This window comes from Aeromonas mytilicola subsp. aquatica (assembly GCF_044336385.1).
In the GTDB taxonomy this organism is placed as follows: Bacteria; Pseudomonadota; Gammaproteobacteria; order Enterobacterales; family Aeromonadaceae; genus Aeromonas; species Aeromonas rivipollensis.
The window spans coordinates 1,293,374-1,313,150 of the sequence record NZ_CP172298.1; the positions used below are offsets into that span (position 1 = coordinate 1,293,374).

Sequence of the window (19,777 nt, forward strand, 5' to 3'; positions counted from 1 at the left end):
CAGATGAAAGAGTGAGCCTCAAAGAGCAATGGTCAGACTCTCTCATGCAGAGGCTATAACAAGGAGTTTTCCCTATGACAGAAACGGCATTGTTACTTATCAACTCATGTGCCGTGCTGGAAAGCCTGCTGATAAAAAGCGAATGGCAAGTGGAGCAGGCAAGTTCCCTGGCGGTGGCAGAACAGAAATTGCAGGAAAAGACTTATCCCCTGGTGCTGGTGGCCATCAAGCCGGATCAGCATGACGCCTTGTATTCCCTGATTGGCCAACACTCCAGCAGCCTGTGGATTGGCCTGATCGAGCGTGATTGCCTGGCCAGCGAGGCCCTGCGCAACCTGCTTGCAGCCTGTTTCCATGATTTCCACACCTTCCCGCTCGATCAGGAAAGACTTTCCCACAGCCTGGGTCATGCGTTGGGAATGGCGCAGCTCATCCGGCGCCATCGCCCCAAGATGCCGGCTCAGCTGCGCTTCATCCAGGGTGAGAGCAGCGCCATTCGCCAGTTGCGCGAGCAGATCATGCGGCTGCAACATTGTCGCCTGCCCGTGCTGGTGACCGGGCCCAGCGGAACCGGCAAGGAGCTGGTGGCTCGTGAGTTGCACTACAGCACCTTCGGCGAAGACAGTCCCTTTGTGGCCGTCAACTGCGGCGCCATGCCCCATCAGCTGATCCAGTCCGAGCTGTTCGGCCACGTCAAGGGCGCCTTCACCGGTGCCCAGAGCCGCAAGATAGGCAAGATTGAAGCGGCCGATGGCGGCACCCTGTTCCTCGACGAGATCGGGGAGTTGCCACTGGAGGATCAGGCGACCCTGCTGCGCTTCTTGCAGGAGCAGAGCATAGAGGCCGTGGGCAGTCATCTGACACGGAATGTGGACGTAAGGGTCATCGCCGCCACCAATATCGATGTGGAGCAGGCGGTGGCCAGCGGTGGATTTCGCATGGACCTCTACTATCGGCTCAACGTGGTGCGGCTGCGCACCCCTGCCTTGTGCGAACGGGCGGAGGACATCCAGCTGCTTGCCGACGATATCCTGGCAGAAGTGCGGGGAGGGAGGATGCTGAGTTTTACCCACAAGGCGCGTCAGGCCATGCAGTCCTATGGTTGGCCTGGCAATGTCAGGGAGCTGCGCAACCGGGTACAGCGGGCAGCCGTCATGAGTTCTGGCCCCTTCATCGAGGCCGATGACATGGAGCTGACCAACATGGACTCCCTGTTGCTCGATGGCTCGCTCAAGGCCGTGCGTGAGGCGGCAGAGCGCCAGGCGCTGCAACGGACGCTGGCCCGTTTCCCTGACCAGCTGGAGGAGGTGGCGCGCACCCTGGACATCTCGCGCGCCACCCTCTACCGGCTGCTGGACAAGCACGATCTGCTGTAGTTTCCGTCATTGCGTGCATGGCGGCCTTTGCCCCTGCCGTTCAGTGCCAAGCCCGGGCAACAGGCCCGGGTTTTTATTGGTGCAAATGTGCGCAAACCGATTTGGCGGCGGATGCGCTAGGGGGGATGTCGCCGTCAGGGGGCGTGCGTTGCCAGTTGGCACAGACGGCGCGCCGCTTCCTCTTCACTTTGGACCACCTGATGGGCACCGCGGATCAGCAGGTGATGCACCTCTTCCGCCTGGTGACCACAGGCGGCAATGCGCAGCAGGTCTCCCTGCTCACGGGCTCTCGCGGCAATTTCTCCGGCCAGCAGGCTGTCATCCAGGGTGATGAGCAACCAGCTGGCATCGGGGAGCGCCACCGAGAGCAGGTCGTTCTGGATGGGGTGGCCTGTGAGACAGCGGATCCCCTGAGCGCGCCAGGGTTCCAGCAACTGCTCATCCGGATCTATCACCACCATCTCCCTTCCTTGTTCATGCAACTGCCGAATCAAATGGCTGCCGATGGCGTCGGCCCCGACCACCACCACATGACCCTGCAGGGGACAGAGGGAAGTACCGGGCTCGACCCGGGGCTCAGGCTTGCTTCTTAGCCAGCGCTCGACCTGGTTGAACACCAGCGGATTGAGCATGATGGAGAAGCAGGCGCCCACCAGCACCAGATCGCGTGCCACATCGGGTACCAGACCGAGCATGGCACCCAGCCCCATCAGGATGAAGGAGAACTCCCCCACCTGGGCCAGGCTGGCCGAGATGGTCAGTGCCGTGCGCACGCTGTGGCCAAACAGGCGCACTATGGCGAAGGCCGCCACCGATTTGCCGATGACGATGACAAAGATGGTTGCCAGCACTGCCAGCGGTTCGCGCAGCAAGATGGTGGGGTCAAACAGCATGCCCACAGAGACGAAGAAGAGCACGGCGAAGGCATCCTGCAGTGGCAGGGTATCGTTGGCGGCCTTGTGGCTGAGGTGGGAGCTGTTCATCACCACCCCGGCGAAGAAGGCGCCGAGGGCGAAGGAGACCCCGAACAGCTTGACCGCCCCGAAGGCGATCCCCAGGGAGCAGGAGAGCACGGCCAGGGTAAAGAGTTCGCGGGAGCCGGTGGCGGCGGTGCGGGCCAACATCCAGGGGATGAGGCGGCGGCCCCCTATGGTCATCAGTGCGATGAAGGCGGCCACCTTGGCCAGGGTGAAGCCCAGATCCCGGAGCACATGGGCCAGGGTCAGGGTCTCGCCTCCGGTCTGCAGGTTCGCCAGTATGGGGAGCAGCACCAGGGCCAGCACCATCACCAGATCCTCGACGATGAGCCAGCCGATGGCGATGCGCCCCTCCTTGGTATCCAGCTGCCCCCGGCTCTCCAGCGCCCGCAGCAGCACCACTGTGCTGGCGGTGGAGAGTGCCAGCCCGAACACCAGGCCGGCGGTGATGCTCCAGCCGAGCAACTGGGAGAGACCGAGCCCGAGCAGGGTCGCCAGGGTGATCTGCACTATGGCGCCCGGGATGGCGATGTGTTTGACCGAGAGCAGATCCTTCAGGGAGAAGTGCAGGCCGACGCCAAACATCAACAGAATGACGCCGATCTCCGCCAATTCGGGGGCGAGTCTCAAATCGGCCACATAGCCGGGGGTGAATGGGCCGCACACGACCCCGGCCGCCAGATAACCCACCATGGGGGAGATGCGCAGGCGTTGAGCCAGCATGCCAAAGAGATAGGCGAGCACGAAGCCGCCAACCAGGGTTGTGATAAGGGGGAGTGAGTGGTCCATGTCGTCACCTCGCTAATGGCAGTCAGGGGCTACCAGATCACCCGGAGGCGAAGAGGGCAGCTGTCAATGAGCAGGGGGCGAAAGAGACAGAAGTTGGCCGCATCAAGCACAATATCTTGGGGGCAACAGATGCCGTTTCCATTGAAAAATAATGTAATTTTACTGCTCGAGCAACACTTATCCAAGTTTCAGATCTAATTTGACATTAAACATATATAAACCATTGTTTTGTGAGTGGTTAAAAAGTCTTTCCCGGTAAATATTGGCAGGAGTAATCAATCCTTGATGGGTTTTGGCTCGCGGGGGAGCCCAGATGATTGAGGCGGCCTTCGGGCCGCCTCCGTTGATATGCGCCAGGGGATCACTCGCCCCTGGCAACCCCCTCCCGCCTCGGGTCTGCGGCGCCAAACCAGCCACCGGCATTGCGTTGCACCCCCTGCAAGCCCGAGGTCTGCTCGCTGAGCACTATTTCGTGCCCCCTGGCCTTGAGCCCCTGGATAACGGACTCGGGCGTGCGTCCCTGCTCCAGCTCGGTGGGGCCGTTGCGGCTGCCGAAGTTGGGCAGGTCGATGGCCTGCTGCAGGTTCATTCCCCAGTCCTGGGTGCCGAGCAGCGCCTTGCCCACGTAGTTGATGATGGCCGAGCCACCGGGGGAGCCCAGGCTCATCTCCAGCTGCTTGCTCTGCTTGTCGAACACCAGCAGGGGCGACATGGAGGAGCGCGGGCGCTTGCCAGGCTCCACCCGGTTGGCCACCGGCAGACCGGCGGCATCCACCGAGGTGAAGGAAAAATCCGTGAGCTGGTTGTTGAGCAGGTAGCCGTTGACCATCAGCCGGGAGCCGAAGCCATCCTCGATGGAGCTGGTCATGGAGACCGCCATGCCGTCCCCATCCACTATGGAGACGTGGCTGGTGGAGGGTAGCTCAGGGGTGGCATCCTGACCACGGGTCAGCGCCAGTGGCGGCGTGCCCGGTTGGGCGACGCCCATGGACTTGGCGCCGATGAGCCGACCCCGCTCGGCGAGGTAGCCCTTGTCCAGCATGCCGCGCACCGGCACCTCGACAACGTCGCCGTCCGCCACGTACTGGTTGCGGTCGGCGAAGGCGAGCCGCGCCGCCTCGCTGTAAAGGTGGATCGCCTCGCTTGAGGCGGCCAGCCTGCCGTCCGCCCCTTGCACCGGCCTGAGGGCCGCCATGTCGCGGCTCTCCAGCATGCCGAAGATCTGGCCGAGGGCCAGGGTGCCCGAGGAGGGAGTCGGGAAGCCGCACACCTCGCTCTGGCGATAGTCAAAGCAGAGGCCGTCCCGCAACCTGGCGCTGTAGCTGGCCAGATCCGCGACGCTCAGCACCCCGGGGTTGGTGGGATGGGCATGGACTTTGGCCACCATGGCCCCGGCGATGGGCCCTCGATAGAAGGCATCGCCCCCATCCCGTGCCAGCGTTCTGAGTACCCCTGCCAGTGCCGGGTTGGTGAGCCGGGTGCCCGCCGCCTTGGGGCTGCCATCCGCCTGATAGAAGTAGGCCCTGGCCTCGGGGTCTTTGGCCAGATAGGGATCCTTTGCCAGCAAGGTGGCCAGACGAGGGCTGATGATGAAGCCCTGCTCGGCGAGGGTGATGGCGGGCTCGAACAGGCTGGCCCAGGGCAGCTTGCCATAGCGGGCGTGGGCCAGCGCCAGGGCACGCACAGTACCGGGGGCGCCGACCGAGCGACCGCCCACAACGCCGTCATAGAACGCCATCGGCTTGCCGTCCTTCATGAACAGCTGATCCGTGGCTGCCGTCGGTGCCGTCTCCCGGCCATCCACGGCCGCCACCTGCTTGCCATCCCACACCAGCATGAGGGAGCCGCCGCCGATCCCGGAAGATTGCGGCTCCACCAGAGTCAATACCAGCTGGACGGCGACGGCCGCATCGACGGCGCTGCCTCCCGCCTTGACGATCTGGTAGCCCGCATCCACCGCCAGCGGGTTGGCCGCGGCCACCATGAAGTCGCGCCCCTGCCAGCCCGGCTTGTCGGTCCAACCGCTGGCCGCCTCGGGGGCTGTCAGGGTCTGGGGAGGGGGGACATAATGAAAGGCACTCTGGGGGGCGCAGCCGGTGAGCAGGCCGAAGGCCACCAGCAGGGCGAGGGGTTTGAGGGACATGACAGGCTCCTTGTCGGTTTCTTGTACAGTCATCGGAATGTGGCACAGTTGGAGCCCGATTGAAAGATTGTCTTTATACTCATATGGTTACAAAAATATCAAGGAGGGGCCCAGGATGCACAAGGAGGGACTGGTGAGGCGTTGCGTGACGGGGCTGCTCTGTCTGCTGCTGACCGCCTGTGGCGAGCCGGGGTTCAGACCCCTGGCGCCGGGGGAGACCATATTGGCCTTTGGTGACAGCCTGACCGAGGGGCGCGGGGTCAGTCCGGCCCAGAGCTACCCCAGCGTACTGGCGAGCCTGAGCGGACACCCCGTCATCAATGGCGGGGTCTCGGGGGAGTTGAGTCAGGCGGGCAGGGCCCGCTTGCCGGCGCTGCTGGCCGAGCACAGGCCCGCCCTGGTGATCTTGCTGGAGGGAGGCAATGACATGCTGCGCGGCAGCGGGGAGGGGGCGCTCAAGGCCAATCTCGCCGCCATGATAGAGGCGGTGCAGGGCAGCGGCGCCCAGGTGCTGCTGGTGGCCGTGCCTCGCAAGTCCCTGTTTGCCGATGGTGCGCCCCTCTACGGGGAGCTGGCACAGCAGTACGGACTGGTGCTGGACAACGACAGCATTGGCGAGCTGCTGCGCACTCCCGGGCTCAAGTCCGACGCCGTGCACTTCAACGCGCAGGGATATGGCGCCCTGGCCGAGCGGCTTCACCGGCTTTTGCAGGCCAGCGGCGCTCTATGAGGCCGCTGCTCCTGCCGCGTCGGCGGGGCCGCCCGGGATCAAAAAAAACCGCCGAGGCGGTTTTTTTTACGGGCAAGGGACAACTCAGAGGGACTGCTCTTCGCCACCCAGGGCGGCAAACAGCGCCGGGATGAACTGGGCCAGCTCGGCGGTCACCAGGGCAAAGTCCGCATCCAGGCGGGCGGCGGGATCCTCGCTGGTGACGTCGTCGTTCTGCTCGCGCAACTCTTCGCTGAATTTCAGGCGCTTGATGGAGAGATCGTCCCCCAGCACGAAGCTCAGGGTCTCGCCCCAGTTCAGGGCCAGCTTGGTCACCAGCTTGTCGTTGGCCAGGTGATTCTTGATCTCGTCGCTCATCAGATCCTGCTGCTTGCAGCGGATGATGCCGCCGTGCTCCATGGCACTGCGCAGCTCGGCCTCGTCTTCCAGGGTGAAGCTGGCGGGCAGATTGCCCTCGTTCAGCCACTCGGTCATGGTGATTTCGGGCGGGTTCTTGAGGGCCACCGGCACCACGGGCAGGGTACCTATGCTCTTGCGCAGCAGCGCCAGCAGATCGTCCGCCTTCTTGGCGGAGCCGGCGTCCACCACCATCAGGTTGTCGGCCGGGTTGATCCAGGCGAAGGTCTGGCTGGTGCGGCTGAAGGCGCGGGGCAGCAGGGTATGCATGATCTCCTCCTTCAGCGCCTCCTTCTCCTTCTTCTTGAGGGCGCGGCCCTGCTCGAATTCGATCGCTTCGACCTTCTCCGCCAGCATCTCCTTGACCACCGTGCCCGGCAGCATCTTCTCTTCCTTGCGGGCGCAGAGCAGGATATGGCCAGAGGCGCTGTGAGTCAGGGTGGAGCCGAATTTACCGAGGGGCTTGACCCACCCGAACCGGGAGATGTCCTGACTGCCGCACGGGGTGAAGGCACAGGCCTCGAGCTGGGTTTCCAGCTGATCCACGGTCAGGTCAAAGGGGCGGGTAAAGCGATAAATCTGCAGGTTTTTAAACCACATGGCGTCCTCGGTCTCATAGATTGTCCGGCGGGCATTGTACTAGAGAGGCGCTTTGTGATCAGCCAATCATTCTCGCTAAATAAAGGGCGATCGACTTCACATGGCCTCATCTTGACCGCCCGTCTTGTCATCGAACTCCCCTAGACTGCGAGTGTTCAAATTGTTAACAAGGATGCGAATATGTTGAGAGCGAGCCGGCCGGAAGACATGGAAGAGATCGTCGAGATCTGGCTGCTGGCATCCTTGCAGGCTCATGATTTCGTTGACGCTTCCTGCTGGTGGCAGGCTCAGGAGGAGCTGCGTACCCGCTACCTCGACCACGCCCGCATCTGGGTGTTTGAAGAGCGCGGGGAGCTGCTCGGTTTCATGGCCCTGGTGGATGACTACCTGGCCGCCCTCTTCGTGCGACCCGACCGCCAGGGGCGCGGGGTCGGTCATGCCCTGCTGCAGGAGGCCAAGCAGCAAGAGGGGGCGCTCCATACCCGGGTCTTCGTGGAAAACGAGCCGGCGGTGCGCTTCTATCGCCGCCACGGTTTCAGGATAGGGGGTGAGGTCTCGGATCCCCTGACCGGTCATCCCCAGTACCAGATGCATTTCCAAGCCGTCTGAATCTGACGTCACCGGCCTGTTTTGCTTGAAAAAAGAGGGGCGTATCCTCATCTTGTCCTCATCGGGTACCACTGGCCCCCCCTCTTATCTTTCGAGCCGCTTTTCATGAAGATCCTGCACACAGCCGACTGGCACCTTGGCCATCAACTCCATGGCCATGAGCGCCGCTTCGAACACGATGCCTTTCTCGACTGGCTGACCGACACCATCAAGACGCGGCAGATCGACGCCCTGCTGGTAGCTGGGGATCTGTTCGATACCGCCAATCCTCCCGCCAGCGCCTGGCAGCAGCTCTATCGCTTCCTGGCCAGGCTGCGCGCCGAGATGCCCCGCCTCAACATGGTGCTGATCGGTGGCAACCACGACTCTCCCTCCAAGCTGGACGCCCCCCACGAGCTGCTGCGGGCCTTCGACCTGCATCTGGTGGGCAGCATCAGCCGGGACGGGGAGGGCAAGCTCGAAACCGATCGCCTGCTGGTGCCGCTGCAAGACAGGGAGGGCAAGGTTGCCGCCTGGTGCGCCGCCGTGCCTTTTCTTCGCAGCAGCGACCTGAGGGTGGAGCCGCTCGAAGAGGGGCAGGATCGGCTGATCGAAGGGGTTCGCCAGATCTACCAGGAAGTGCTGGCGCAAGGCCGTGCGCGCTGCGAGCCCGGCCAGGCGCTGATCGCCATGGGCCACGCCTACCTGGCGGCGGGCCAGCTCTCCGAGCTCTCCGAGCGGCGGGTGCTCGGCGGCAATCAGCATGCCCTGCCCGCCGACATCTTCGCCACTGCCGACTACACCGCCCTTGGCCACCTCCATCTGGCCCAGAGCCCGGCCGAGGGCGTGCACTACAGTGGCTCGCCGCTGCCGCTCTCCCTCGCCGAGGCCAACTACAACCATCAGGTGCTGGAAGTGACGTTTGAGGGGGGCAAGTTGGTGGGGCTGGAGCGGATCCCTGTGCCCCGTGCGGTGGAGATGATCCGCCTGCCCCAGAGCACACTCGAGGAGGCGCTCACCGCCATAGAGGCGCTCTCCCTGCCCGATTGCCCCCAGGAGGCACAACCCTTCCTCGAGGTGCGCCTGCTGCTGCCCAAGCCCGAGGCCCGCATCCGCGAGCGCATTCTGGCGGCCATGGCGGGCAAGCCGGTGCGTCTGGCCCGCATCAGCACCCAGTATCAGGGCTCGGGGGAGGGGCTGGCCGATGGCCGCGAGCGGCGCAGGTTGGATGAGCTATCCCCCACAGAGGTGTTCCGTCTCTGCTATCGGCGGCAGTTCGAGGGGGAGCCGGCGGCCGAACTGGTGGCGTCGTTTGAAGAGATCCTGGAGCAGGTCAAGGAATCCAACACATGAAAATCTTGTCTCTTGCAGGGGAAAACCTGGCCAGCCTGACCGGGGCTTTCACCATCGACTTCGCATGTGGCACTTTGGGGGCTGCCGGGCTCTTTGCCATCACGGGCAATACAGGCGCAGGCAAGAGCACATTGCTCGACGCCATCTGCCTCGCCCTCTATGACGAGATGCCGCGCTTTATCGCCAATCGCAAGAATGTTGAGAAAATTGGCCGAGCGGATGAAGACGAAAAAGAAAAATTAACCGCCAATGATGTGAAAAATATCCTCAGCCGCGGCCACGCCAGCGGCTATGCCGAGGTGCAGTTCCGCGGCTGTGACGGCCGCATCTACCTGGCGCGCTGGGCGGTGCGGCGGGCACGCAATCGCTCGGAAGGGCGCTTCCAGGCCCAGGAGCGCAGCCTGACCGACGTCGAGTCGGGGCAGGTCTTTTCCGGCAGCAAGCGGGAGCTGCAGGATCGCATCGACGAGCTGGTGGGCCTCTCCTGGGAGCAGTTCCGCCGCGCAGTGATACTGCCGCAAGGGGAGTTTGCCGCCTTCCTCAAGTCGAGCGCCGATGAGCGCTCCGCCCTGCTCGAGCGGATGACGGGCACAGAGCTCTACTCCGCCATCTCCATCCAGACCCATGAGCGGGCGCGGGCCGAGCAGCAGGCGCTGGCGACCATACAGCAGCGGCTCGGCGACGTGGCCCTGATGGACGACGAGACACGCGAGCACTGGGTCGCCCGGCAGCTGAACCTCTCCACCAGCCTCAAGCACGAACAGCAGCAGCGTCAGCTGTTGCAGGACTTGCGGGATCTCAACGGACGGATTGCCGCCCAGTTGCAGGCCTGCCGGGAGGGGCAGGAGGCGCTGGCCGCCGCCGAGGCTGCCCACGGCGAGGCGGCGTCCGGCCGGGAAGAGTTTGCCCGCGCCGAACAGGCCCAGGTGGCCCGCGCCGATCACGACGAACTCGCCCGCCTCACCCTGGAGGTGCAGCAGCAGGAGCTGCAGATAGGCCAGCTTGCCCCCCAGCTGGAGCAGGTTGAACCTGTGTTGCAGCAGGCCGCGCTGCGCGAGCAGCAACTGCTTGCCGACAAGATTGCCGCCGAGCGGGAGTGGGGGGCCCTGCAACCCGAGCTCAAGCGGGCGCAGGAGCTCGATACCCGGCTCAAGGAGAAGGGCCAGCAGTTGCAGGAGACCCGGCAGCAGGGGACCCAGGCACGGGCCCTGCAACTGGCGCTGCAGCAGGAGTGGCAGCAGCAGGCTAGTCGGGTCGAGGCCCTGACGGTGCGCCGTCAGCAGTGGGCTCTCTGGCTCGAGGAGCGCAAGGCCCTGGCCCCGCTGGCGCGCCAGTGGCAGCCTTTGCTGGCGGCCATCCAGGACTGGGCGGCGGACAGGGAGTTGTTGCAACGGGTGCTGCAAAGCCGTGAGCACAAGGGCCATGCCCTGAAGGATCTTGCCAGCCGGCTGGAGCAGGGGCAGCAGGAGCGCGACTACTGGCAGCAGGAGCGCACCCGATTGCAACAGCTGCACGATGAGCTGCAGGCGCAGGAGTGGGACGCCGAGGTCGCCAGGGCGCAGGAGCAGCGTCAGGCCCAGACCGAGCAACTGGCCCGGATTCGCCAACTGCTGGAGCTGGCCCAGGCGGGCCGCAACCACAGCGAACAGCAGGAGCGGTTGCTGCAGGAGATGACGCTGCTCGAGCAGCATCTTGCCCGGCTGAAGGCCCAGCATGAGGAGCTGGCTCCGGCGCTGGCGCGGCTCGCCACCCAGCGCGGCGAGGCGCGCCATGCCCTGGAGCAGGCCCGTGCCGTTGCCAGCTTCGAGCAGTACCGCCACGTGCTCAGCGACGGGACGCCCTGCCCGCTCTGTGGCGCCGAGGAGCACCCCTACACCCGGAGCCAGCCCCAGGTGGCCGGCATACTGGCGCAACTGGCCGAGCGTGTCCGCCAGCTGGATCTGGAGTGGGAGCAGCTCAACCATCAGAATATTCAGGGGGAGAGCGAGCGGGTCGAGCTGGCGCGTCAGCTGGTCGCCCGTCAGCAGCATCAACCCGAGCTGGAGGCGCGCTTCGAGCAGATGGTCCAGCGTTGGCTGCAACTGGGAGGGGATGCCCTGCCGGGGCAGGGGCTGCCCTTGCGGCAAAGCCCGGCGCAGTGGACCGAGCTGCTGGCTCGCCTGCTGGCGCAGGGGGAGGCTCTGGAGTCGGATCTCGTGGCCGGGCAGCGGAAACTGCAGCAGGCCCAGCAGGGGCAGCAAAGACTGCTGGGGCTGCGCAACCAGCTGACCGAGCTGACCGCCCGTCATCAGCAGTTTGAGCAGCAGTGGCAGGAGGCCGAGCGGCAGAAGATTGAGTGGGAGGCCGCGCTGAAGGCGCTGGCCGAGCAGGAGGCGTCATTGCGCCAGCGCCTGGCACTGGGGGAGGCCCGCCTCGATGAACAGATGGGGGCCGAGCCCTGGCGCCAGTGGCTCGGCAGCCGGCAATGGCAGGAGTGGCAGCAGACCTGCGAGGAGTATCTGCGCGGGCAAAGTGAGTGGGAGCAGCTGGGCGGTGAACTGGCTACTCTGACCCCTGCCTTGAGCGCCCAGGAGGCGCGGGTGCAGAGCCAGAACGAGCTGTTGCACAAGCTGGAGCGCGACTACAAGGAGCATGAGCAGCAGCGTCAGGGACTGCTTGCCAGCCGGGAAGCCTGCCTCGGAGGCCGTGCCATCGCCCTGGTCGAGCAGGAGTGGCAGCAGCGGCTGCAACTGGCGGCCAGTCAGCTCGAGGAGGCGGTGACCGCGCTGCGGGTCGCCCGGGAGAAGCAGACCGAGCTCAAGGCCAGGTTGACCCATCTCGAGCAGGACAGGCAGGTGAGCAGCCGTCGTCGCCGCGAGGCGTTGGGGCGCTGGGCGGCCCATGCCGGCACCCTCGGCATCGCCGAATATGATCTGCGTCGGCTGTTGGCCATCACGCCGGAGGAGCTCAGGGCTCGCCGCAGCGCCTTGCAGCGTCTGGACGATGCCCTGGCCGAGGCCCGCACCCGGCTGACCGAGCGTCAGCGGGCGCTGGCTCAGGAGGAGGCCAAGCTGGCGCGCTATCGGGAGCATCATGGGGAGCTGGCCGCCCTCACGGCCGATGCCCTTGCCGAGCGTCTGGGGGCCTGCGAGGCCCGCTGCGGCGAGCTGGAAGAGCAGCTGTTCCAGTGCAAGAGCACCCTGGCTCAGGCCGAGGCGGCGGCGCTGAAGGCGGGGAGCCTGCAGGAGGCGCTGACCGCCCAGCAGGCGGTGGCGGATCACTGGCTGCAACTGTCCGAGCTTATCGGCTCCGCCAGCGGCGCCAAGCTGCGTACCTTCGCCCAGAGCCTCACGCTCGAACGTCTATTGTTGGAGGCCAATGCCCAGCTTGGCGAGCTGTCGCCGCGCTATCGGCTGGAGCGGGTGCCCGGCACGGATCTGGCGCTGCAAGTGGTGGATCTGGACATGGGGGACGAGGTGAGGTCTGTGGACTCCCTCTCCGGCGGCGAGAGCTTCCTGGTGTCGCTGGCGCTGGCGCTGGCCCTCTCCAGCCTCTCCTCCCGCCAGACCCAGGTCGAATCGCTGTTCATCGATGAGGGGTTCGGCACCCTGGATCCGGACAGCCTGGATCTGGCGCTCTCCAGCCTGGACTCCCTGCAGGCGGCGGGCCGCCAGATCGGGGTCATCTCCCACGTTCAGACTCTGGTGGAGCGGATCGGCGTGCAGATCCGGGTCGAGGCCCTCGGCGGTGGCGAGAGCCGGGTGGTCTTGCCCTGAGGGTGACGCTTCAGCCATAACAAAAAGGCTCCGGTATCGGAGCCTTTTTGTTGCTGTTGTCCGCCCGGGCTATTTTTTCTCGGGCAACATATTGGTCAGTGTGTTGTCCTTGAGCACATGATGGTGATAGATGGCCGCCGCAGCATGCAGGGCTATAAGGGCATAGCCTATGTTGGCCAGCGTCTCGTGCAGCTCTTTTATCGTTCCCTTCAAGCCATCATCCGGCGCGATAAGGGCGGGCAGTTCTAATCCGAAGAAGGGGATGGGCTTGCCACCCGCGCTCAGCAGCAGCCAACCCAGCAGCGGCGTCAGGATCAAGAAGCCGTACAGGGCCAGATGGGCGAGGTGGCCGAGCTTGAGCATCAGGGGGGAGGGGGCGGGCACTATGCGCGGTGAGGGGCTGCCAAAGCGCACCAGCAGTCGCGCCACCACCAGCGCCAGAATGAGCAAGCCCACCATGAAGTGGCACTCCTTCATCAGGTCGCGTCCGGCCGAGCCCTTGGGGAAAATATCCCTGAACTCCATCAGCCCATAGACGGCCACCATCAGCAGCAGGGTCAGCCAGTGCAACCCTATGCTCAGGCTGCCATAACGTTGTTCCGTATTCTTCAGCATCTTCATCTCCTTCCGGAGGGCGCATTGCATCGCCCTGGTCCATCCCGTCACGCACGGCGCCGGGATCCCGTGGTTTCCACACCCATGCTACAAGGCTGGCCGGACAATGCCTTGATCTCGAACGCGCTTTTGCATCGGATTGCCCTTGCCCGGTCAGGGAACCAGCTAGCCCCAGATGGCTGAGAGGCTGGCGGGCCCAAGGTGTTGCCCATAAAAAAACCGAAGCCCAGGGCTTCGGTTTTTTGTTGCAGCAGCTGGCACCAGCCAGCGTCGCATTATTTCTTGATGCGGATAACCGGGGTCTCGCCCACGGTCACTGCGCCAGTCATCTTGATCAGCTCTTTGATCTCGTCCATGTTGGAGATGACGACCGGAGTCAGGGTAGACTTCGCCTTGGCTTCCAGTACGGCCAGATCGAACTCGATGATGGTATCACCGCGCTTGACCTTCTGACCTTCCTGGGCGATGCGGGTGAAGCCTTCGCCTTTCAGCTCGACGGTGTCGATACCGAAGTGCACGAACAGCTCGATACCAGAGTCGGATTCCAGAGAGAACGCGTGGTTGGTCTCGAAGATCTTGCCGATGGTGCCGTCGCACGGAGCAACCATCTTGTTGCCAGCCGGCTTGATGGCGATGCCGTCACCGACGATCTTCTCGGCGAAGACAACGTCAGGCACATCTTCGATGGGCACGATTTCGCCAGACAGCGGAGCGAAGATTTCGATGCCGCCGGTGTCAGAACTGTCATCGGAGACCAGTTTCTTCAGTTTATCAAACAGACCCATAGTAAAAGCTCCTAGAGATGATTGTCGCTGTTTGCAGCCGATCTTAGCAGACTGCCTTCTGCTTAATAAAGTTATCTACACAGGCTTCGATTTCGGCGGCGGTCGCATAGCTCAGAGCCTGGTCTGCCATTGCCTTCACATCTTCGAAGTTGGTGTTGCGGATAAGCTTCTTGATACGCGGTACAGAGATGGCGCTCATGGAGAACTCATCCAGACCCATACCCAGCAGCAGCAGGGTGGCGCGTTCGTCACCAGCCAGTTCACCGCACATACCGGTCCACTTGCCATTGTCATGGGAAGCGTCGATTACCATCTTGATCAGGGTCAGGACGGAGGGTGACAGCGGGTTGTACATGGCGGAAATCATCTCGTTACCACGATCGACAGCCAGGGTGTACTGGGTCAGGTCATTGGTACCGATACTGAAGAAATCCACTTCCTTGGCCAGATGATGAGCCATCACGGCAGCAGCCGGGGTCTCGATCATGATACCCACTTCGATGGATTCATCAAAGGCTTTGCCGTCGGCACGCAGTTCGGCCTTCAGCTGTTCCACGGTTGCCTTGAGGCTGCGGAACTCTTCGACGGAGATGATCATCGGGAACATGATGCGCAGCTTGCCGAAGGCAGAGGCGCGCAGTATGGCCTTCAGTTGGGCGTGCATGATGTCTTCGCGATCGAAGAAAATACGCACGGCACGCCAGCCCAGGAAGGGGTTCATCTCTTTCGGGAAATTCATGTAGGGCAGTTCTTTGTCGCCGCCGATGTCCATGGTACGGACGATGATCGGCTGATCCGGCATGGCCTCTGCCACTTCTTTGTAGGCCTTGAACTGCTCATCTTCGGTCGGCAGTGCATCACGGTCCATGAACAGGAACTCGGTGCGGTACAGACCCACGCCTTCGGCGCCATTGCGGATGGCACCCTCGGTATCCTTGACGGTACCTATGTTGGCGCAGACTTCGACCTGATGACCATCCAGCGTGATGGCGGGCAGGTCTTTCAGCTTGGCCAGTTCGTCCTTCTCGGCCTGGAACTGGGCCTGGAATTTCTTGGCTTCAGCCAACTGCTCGGCGGTCGGGTTGATGATGATCTGGTTGTTGATGCCATCCAGAATCAGCATTTCACCGTTGTTGACGCGCTCAGTGATGTCGTTAGTGCCCACTATGGCCGGCAGCTCCAGGGAGCGGGCCATGATGGAGGTGTGAGAGGTACGGCCACCGATGTCGGTAACAAAACCCAGCACGTATTTCAGGTTGATCTGAGCGGTTTCGGACGGAGTCAGGTCTTTGGCGACCAGGATAACCTCTTCGTCTATGGTGCTCAGGTTGACAACGGCGATGCCCAGCACGTTCTTCACCAGACGGGTACCGATGTCACGGAAGTCGGTGGCGCGCTCGCGCAGATAGGGGTCATCCAGCTCGGCCATCATCTTGGCGTACTGTTCGATCACCTCATAGATGGCTTTGTCGGCGGACGCCTTGTTGTCTTTGATGAAGGATCTGATATCCCCTTCCAGCTCCTCATCTTCGAGCAGCATGATGTGGCCTTCGAAGATGGCCTCTTTTTCTTCACCGAAAGTACGACCGGCCATCTCTTTGATGGCTTCCAGCTGTGCGGCTGACTTGGTGCGGGCTTCGAGGAAGCGGTTGATCTCGACGTCAATCTGGTCAGCAGAAATCTTGCCCTGATTGATAACGATTTCATCTTCTTTCAGAAGAAGCGCCTTACCGAATGCGATACCGGGGGACGCAAGAATGCCAGATATCATAATCCTTCCTATTAAAACGACTGTGGGGGAGGAATAAAGCTGGATTACTCCAGCTCGTCCATCAGGGCAACCAGCTTCTCAACGGCTTTCTGAGCGTCCGGGCCGTCGGCCTGGATGGTCACGTTGGTGCCTTTGGTCAGGCCCAGGGTCTGCAGCTTGAACAGACTCTTGGCGCTGGCGGATTTGCCACCGGAGACCACAGTGATCTCGCTTTGGAATTCTTTGGCTTCTTTCACGAACTGAGCTGCGGGACGGGTGTGCAGGCCGTTTTCAGCAGTAATAACAACAGACTTCTCGTACATGGTTTCACCCCATATTATTGATATTGTGTGGAGAGATGGTCGCTAATGAGGCTTCCTGTCTCACCGTGTCAGTATGGATATGTTGTAAAGTAACGAAATCAGACCTGCAATGGTTTAATCCAGGTCAATTTTCTGTGCAGTATTCGGCGTCCAGGCTAAGTCTTTTCGTTATCGGGCTGAAAGCCGCGTCAGGACTGGCCTGAAATTAATTTATAACGAAAAATAACACTTTGTTACCTTGTGATACCTAGCCGGTAAACACCTCGTGACGCGGCACAGGATATGAGATTTATCACAGAATGTCTGCTTTTTTTGTCAGGCCCAAGTTTGTTATTTTACCCCAAAAAATAAGGGGCCGACTGACACTGATGGCTACTGAGTTTAGCGCATAATGAAAACGGCGCCCCAGAGGCGCCGTTGTTTTGATGTAAGACGATCAATTACTGCTGCAGTTCCTGCTCGCTGAACACGCCGGCGAAGAGGGCGCTGGAGAGGTAGCGTTCGGCGGCGCTCGGCAGCACGACGACTATGGTCTTGTCCTTGAACTCCGGCAGCTCGGCCAGACGGGCGGCAGCCACCACGGCGGCGCCTGAGCTTATCCCCGCCAGTATGCCTTCCTCTTCCATCAGGCGGCGAGCCATCTCGATGGACTCCTCGCTGCTCACCTGTTCGACGCGATCCAGCAGTGTCAGGTCCAGGTTGCCCGGAATGAAGCCGGCGCCTATGCCCTGGATCTTGTGGGGGCCGGGCTTGATCTCTTCACCCGCCAGTTTCTGGCTGATGACGGGGGACTCGGCCGGTTCGACCGCCACGGAGATGATGGCCTTGCCCTTGGTCTGCTTGATGTAGCGGGAGACCCCTGTGATGGTGCCGCCGGTGCCGACACCTGCCACAAACACGTCCACCTCGCCGTCGGTGGCGTCCCAGATCTCGGGGCCAGTGGTCTGCTCGTGGATCTCGGGGTTGGCGGGGTTTTCGAACTGCTGCAGCAGCACATACTTGCCCGGCTCGGATTCCAGGATCTCGTTGGCCTTGGCGATGGCGCCCTTCATGCCGAGGGGGCCTTCTGTCAGCACCAGATTGGCACCGAGTGCCTTGAGCAGCTTGCGGCGCTCCAGGCTCATGGTGGCCGGCATGGTCAGGGTGATGGGATAGCCACGGGCAGCCGCCACGAAAGCCAAGGCAATGCCCGTGTTGCCGCTGGTAGGCTCGATGATCTCCTTGCCCTGGGTCAATACGCCGCGTTTCTCGGCATCCCAGATGAGATTGGCGCCGATCCGGCACTTGACGCTGAAGCTCGGGTTGCGGCTCTCGATCTTGGCCAGCACGCGGCCCTTGGTAACACGGTTGAGACGAACCAGCGGGGTGTTGCCTATGGTCTGGCTATTGTCCTCAAAAATTTTGCTCATGGTGCTATCCCTGTGTTTGTTAAGGCGATGAAACAAGATTACCCTGTGGTTTCTGAATGAGAAGTGACGAATCGTTATAACAATATGTTATTACAACATATAGAACTTATTCTCTCTCGCCGAAGGACCCTGAGGTTCTCCTGCGACCAAAGGAATGGATCTCATGGGATTTGCAGGAAGCGATCGCTATCTCGCATCAAGGTCACTGAGTATGGCCGTCAATGCCGCCATAGTGCTGGAGAAGCCGCTGCTGATCAAAGGTGAGCCGGGCACCGGCAAGACGGTGCTGGCCGCGGCGGTCGCCGAGTCGCTCGGTGCTGACCTCATCAGCTGGCACATCAAGTCCACCACCAAGGCCCAGCAGGGGCTCTATGAATATGATGCGGTGGCCCGGCTGCGGGACTCCCAGCTCGGGGATCCGAGGGTGGGGGAGATCCACCACTACATTCGTCGGGGCAAGCTGTGGCAGGCGTTTTGCGCCGAGCAGCGCCCTGTGCTGCTCATCGACGAAATTGACAAGGCCGACATCGAGTTTCCCAACGATCTGTTGCTGGAGCTGGATCGGATGGAGTTCGACGTCTATGAGACAGGGGAGCGCATCAAGGCCCGCCAGCGTCCCGTGGTCATCATCACCTCCAACAATGAGAAAGAGCTGCCGGACGCCTTCCTGCGCCGCTGCTTCTTCCACTACATCCGCTTCCCCGACAAGGCCGAGATGCAGGCCATAGTCCAGCTGCACCATCCCAACCTCAAGGAGAGCCTGCTCTCTGAGGCGATGGATCTCTTCTTCGAGCTGCGTAATGTGGAGGGGCTGCGCAAGAAACCCTCCACCTCAGAACTCTTGGACTGGATCCGCCTGCTGCTGGCCGATGACATAGCCCCCGAGGCGCTGCGCAGCCGGGAGCCGGGCAAGCTGGTGCCCGCCCTCTATGGCGCCCTGCTCAAGACGGAGCAGGACTTGCATCTGTTCGAGAAGCTGGCCTTCCTGGCGCGGCGCGGCGGCTGAATGCTGATCGACTTCTTCACCCATCTGCGCCGTCACAAGCTGCCCTGCAGCCTGCGCGAGTTGCTGGATCTCCATGGTGCCCTGGCGGCCGGGCTCTCCAGCGTGGACATGGACGACTTCTATCGCTTGTCCCGCTGCCTACTGGTGAAGGACGAGGCCCACCTCGATCGCTTCGATCGCGCCTTCGCCGAGTACTACCAGGGGCTGGAAGCCATCCCCCTGCTGCCTGAGACACTGCCGGATGACTGGCTGCGCCAGGAGTTCGAGCGGCTGTTGAGCGAGGAGGAGAAAGCCTTGCTCAGCTCCCTCGGCGGGCTCGAGAAGTTGCTGGAGACCCTCAACCAGCGCCTGCGGGAACAAAAGGCGCGCCACGCCGGCGGCAACAAGTGGGTGGGCACAGGGGGCAGCAGCCCGTTCGGCCATGGCGGCTTTCACCCGGAGGGGATCCGCATGGGAGGGGAGGGCCAGCATGGCAAGGCAACCAAGGTGTGGGAGGCGCGCTACTACCGCAACTTCAGCGACGACTCGCCGCTCGGCCAGCGGGCCATCCAGCTGGCCCTGCGCAAGCTCAGGCGCTGGGTGCGCAAGGGCAATCCCTCGGAGCTGGATCTCGACGACACCATCAGCAGCACGGCCCGTCAGGGCTGGCTCGATGTGAAGCTGCGCCCCGAGCGCCACAACGGGGTCAAGCTCTTGGTGTTCTTCGATGTGGGGGGCTCCATGGATGCCCACGTGGCCGAGGTGCAGCGCCTCTTCAGTGCCCTGCGCCACGAGTTCAAGCACCTGGTGTTCTTCTATTTTCACAACTGCCTGTACGATTTCGTCTGGCAGGACAACAGCCGCCGCGCCCAGGAGCGCGTCGATACCCTGAGCTTGCTGCGCACCTACGGCAGCGACTATCGGGTGATTTTTGTGGGGGACGCCAAGATGGGCCCCTACGAGATCACCTGGCCCGGCGGCAGCGTGGAGCAGTGGAACGAGGAACCCGGCCAGGTGTGGCTCGAGCGTCTGCAGCACCACTTCCCCAAGCTGGTGTGGATCAACCCGGTCCCCAGGCAGGAGTGGCTCTGGCACCCTTCCATCAAGTTGATGAATGACGTGATTGGCGGGCGTATGCACCCGCTGACCCTGGCTGGTCTCGCTGGAGCGATCGATCAGCTATGAACCTCTGACCCCTAAAAA

Annotated in this window: 15 protein-coding genes; 7 read left to right on the forward strand and 8 right to left on the reverse strand. The window is 62.6% G+C overall.

The genetic code is table 11. The features are described 5' to 3' along the window. Positions 1–74 precede the first annotated feature (74 nt). Positions 75–1,376, forward strand: coding sequence for a sigma-54-dependent transcriptional regulator (locus ACFWHB_RS06160; RefSeq protein WP_106886188.1), 1,302 nt, complete (start codon positions 75–77; stop codon positions 1,374–1,376). A 134-nt stretch (positions 1,377–1,510) separates the two neighbouring features. On the opposite strand, the gene ybaL is transcribed toward ACFWHB_RS06160, so the two are convergent. Together ybaL and ggt are read right to left on the reverse strand one after the other, a co-directional pair. After that, a complete protein-coding gene (ybaL, locus tag ACFWHB_RS06165) occupies positions 1,511–3,142 on the reverse strand; it encodes a YbaL family putative K(+) efflux transporter (RefSeq protein ID WP_395949676.1) in 1,632 nt (543 codons plus the stop codon). A gap of 361 nt (positions 3,143–3,503) precedes the next feature. Then, positions 3,504–5,285, reverse strand: a complete 1,782-nt coding sequence (gene ggt, locus ACFWHB_RS06170; protein WP_395949677.1) for a gamma-glutamyltransferase — start codon at positions 5,283–5,285, stop codon at positions 3,504–3,506. A gap of 115 nt (positions 5,286–5,400) precedes the next feature. Between ggt and ACFWHB_RS06175 the strand changes: the two genes are divergently transcribed. Continuing rightward, complete coding sequence (locus ACFWHB_RS06175; protein ID WP_395949678.1) at positions 5,401–6,015, forward strand: GDSL-type esterase/lipase family protein; 615 nt, start codon at positions 5,401–5,403, stop codon at positions 6,013–6,015. An 84-nt stretch (positions 6,016–6,099) separates the two neighbouring features. On the opposite strand, the gene rdgC is transcribed toward ACFWHB_RS06175, so the two are convergent. Then, positions 6,100–7,011, reverse strand: coding sequence for a recombination-associated protein RdgC (gene rdgC / locus ACFWHB_RS06180; RefSeq protein ID WP_106886192.1), 912 nt, complete (start codon positions 7,009–7,011; stop codon positions 6,100–6,102). Positions 7,012–7,191: 180 nt separating this feature from the next. Here rdgC and ACFWHB_RS06185 point away from each other — a divergent pair, with 180 nt between their 5' ends. The 3 genes from ACFWHB_RS06185 to ACFWHB_RS06195 all read left to right on the forward strand — a co-directional run bounded on the left by ACFWHB_RS06185 (position 7,192) and on the right by ACFWHB_RS06195 (position 12,707). After that, positions 7,192–7,620: a GNAT family N-acetyltransferase gene (locus tag ACFWHB_RS06185; RefSeq protein ID WP_111910028.1), complete on the forward strand. Its 429-nt coding sequence runs from the start codon at positions 7,192–7,194 to the stop codon at positions 7,618–7,620. A gap of 105 nt (positions 7,621–7,725) precedes the next feature. Then, the gene (locus ACFWHB_RS06190; protein WP_395949679.1) at positions 7,726–8,952 is read left to right on the forward strand and encodes an exonuclease SbcCD subunit D C-terminal domain-containing protein; all 1,227 of its coding nucleotides are present in this window, start codon (positions 7,726–7,728) and stop codon (positions 8,950–8,952) included. Then, positions 8,949–12,707, forward strand: coding sequence for an AAA family ATPase (locus ACFWHB_RS06195; protein ID WP_395949680.1), 3,759 nt, complete (start codon positions 8,949–8,951; stop codon positions 12,705–12,707). Before ACFWHB_RS06190 ends, ACFWHB_RS06195 begins: the two co-directional genes overlap by 4 nt. Before the next feature lie 69 nt (positions 12,708–12,776). Here ACFWHB_RS06195 and ACFWHB_RS06200 read toward each other — a convergent pair whose 3' ends face one another. From ACFWHB_RS06200 to cysK, 5 genes are all read right to left on the reverse strand, one after another. After that, entirely contained in the window at positions 12,777–13,322 is a 546-nt protein-coding gene (locus ACFWHB_RS06200; RefSeq protein ID WP_163157852.1) for a cytochrome b, read from the reverse strand. Between the two features lie 275 nt (positions 13,323–13,597). Further along, positions 13,598–14,107 carry a PTS glucose transporter subunit IIA gene (crr, locus tag ACFWHB_RS06205; RefSeq protein WP_005325875.1) on the reverse strand — a complete coding sequence of 170 codons (510 nt, stop codon included), beginning with the start codon at positions 14,105–14,107 and terminating at the stop codon, positions 13,598–13,600. 43 nt (positions 14,108–14,150) lie between these two features. Continuing rightward, positions 14,151–15,878 carry a phosphoenolpyruvate-protein phosphotransferase PtsI gene (ptsI, locus tag ACFWHB_RS06210; protein WP_395949681.1) on the reverse strand — a complete coding sequence of 576 codons (1,728 nt, stop codon included), beginning with the start codon at positions 15,876–15,878 and terminating at the stop codon, positions 14,151–14,153. Between the two features lie 44 nt (positions 15,879–15,922). Next, positions 15,923–16,180: an HPr family phosphocarrier protein gene (locus tag ACFWHB_RS06215; RefSeq protein ID WP_005303128.1), complete on the reverse strand. Its 258-nt coding sequence runs from the start codon at positions 16,178–16,180 to the stop codon at positions 15,923–15,925. A 440-nt stretch (positions 16,181–16,620) separates the two neighbouring features. Next, positions 16,621–17,589, reverse strand: a complete 969-nt coding sequence (gene cysK / locus ACFWHB_RS06220; protein ID WP_106886198.1) for a cysteine synthase A — start codon at positions 17,587–17,589, stop codon at positions 16,621–16,623. 163 nt (positions 17,590–17,752) lie between these two features. On the opposite strand from cysK, the gene ACFWHB_RS06225 reads away from it, so the two are divergent. After that, positions 17,753–18,595: an AAA family ATPase gene (locus tag ACFWHB_RS06225; protein ID WP_395949682.1), complete on the forward strand. Its 843-nt coding sequence runs from the start codon at positions 17,753–17,755 to the stop codon at positions 18,593–18,595. Beyond that, complete coding sequence (locus ACFWHB_RS06230) at positions 18,596–19,759, forward strand: vWA domain-containing protein (protein WP_395949683.1); 1,164 nt, start codon at positions 18,596–18,598, stop codon at positions 19,757–19,759. Positions 19,760–19,777 lie beyond the last annotated feature (18 nt).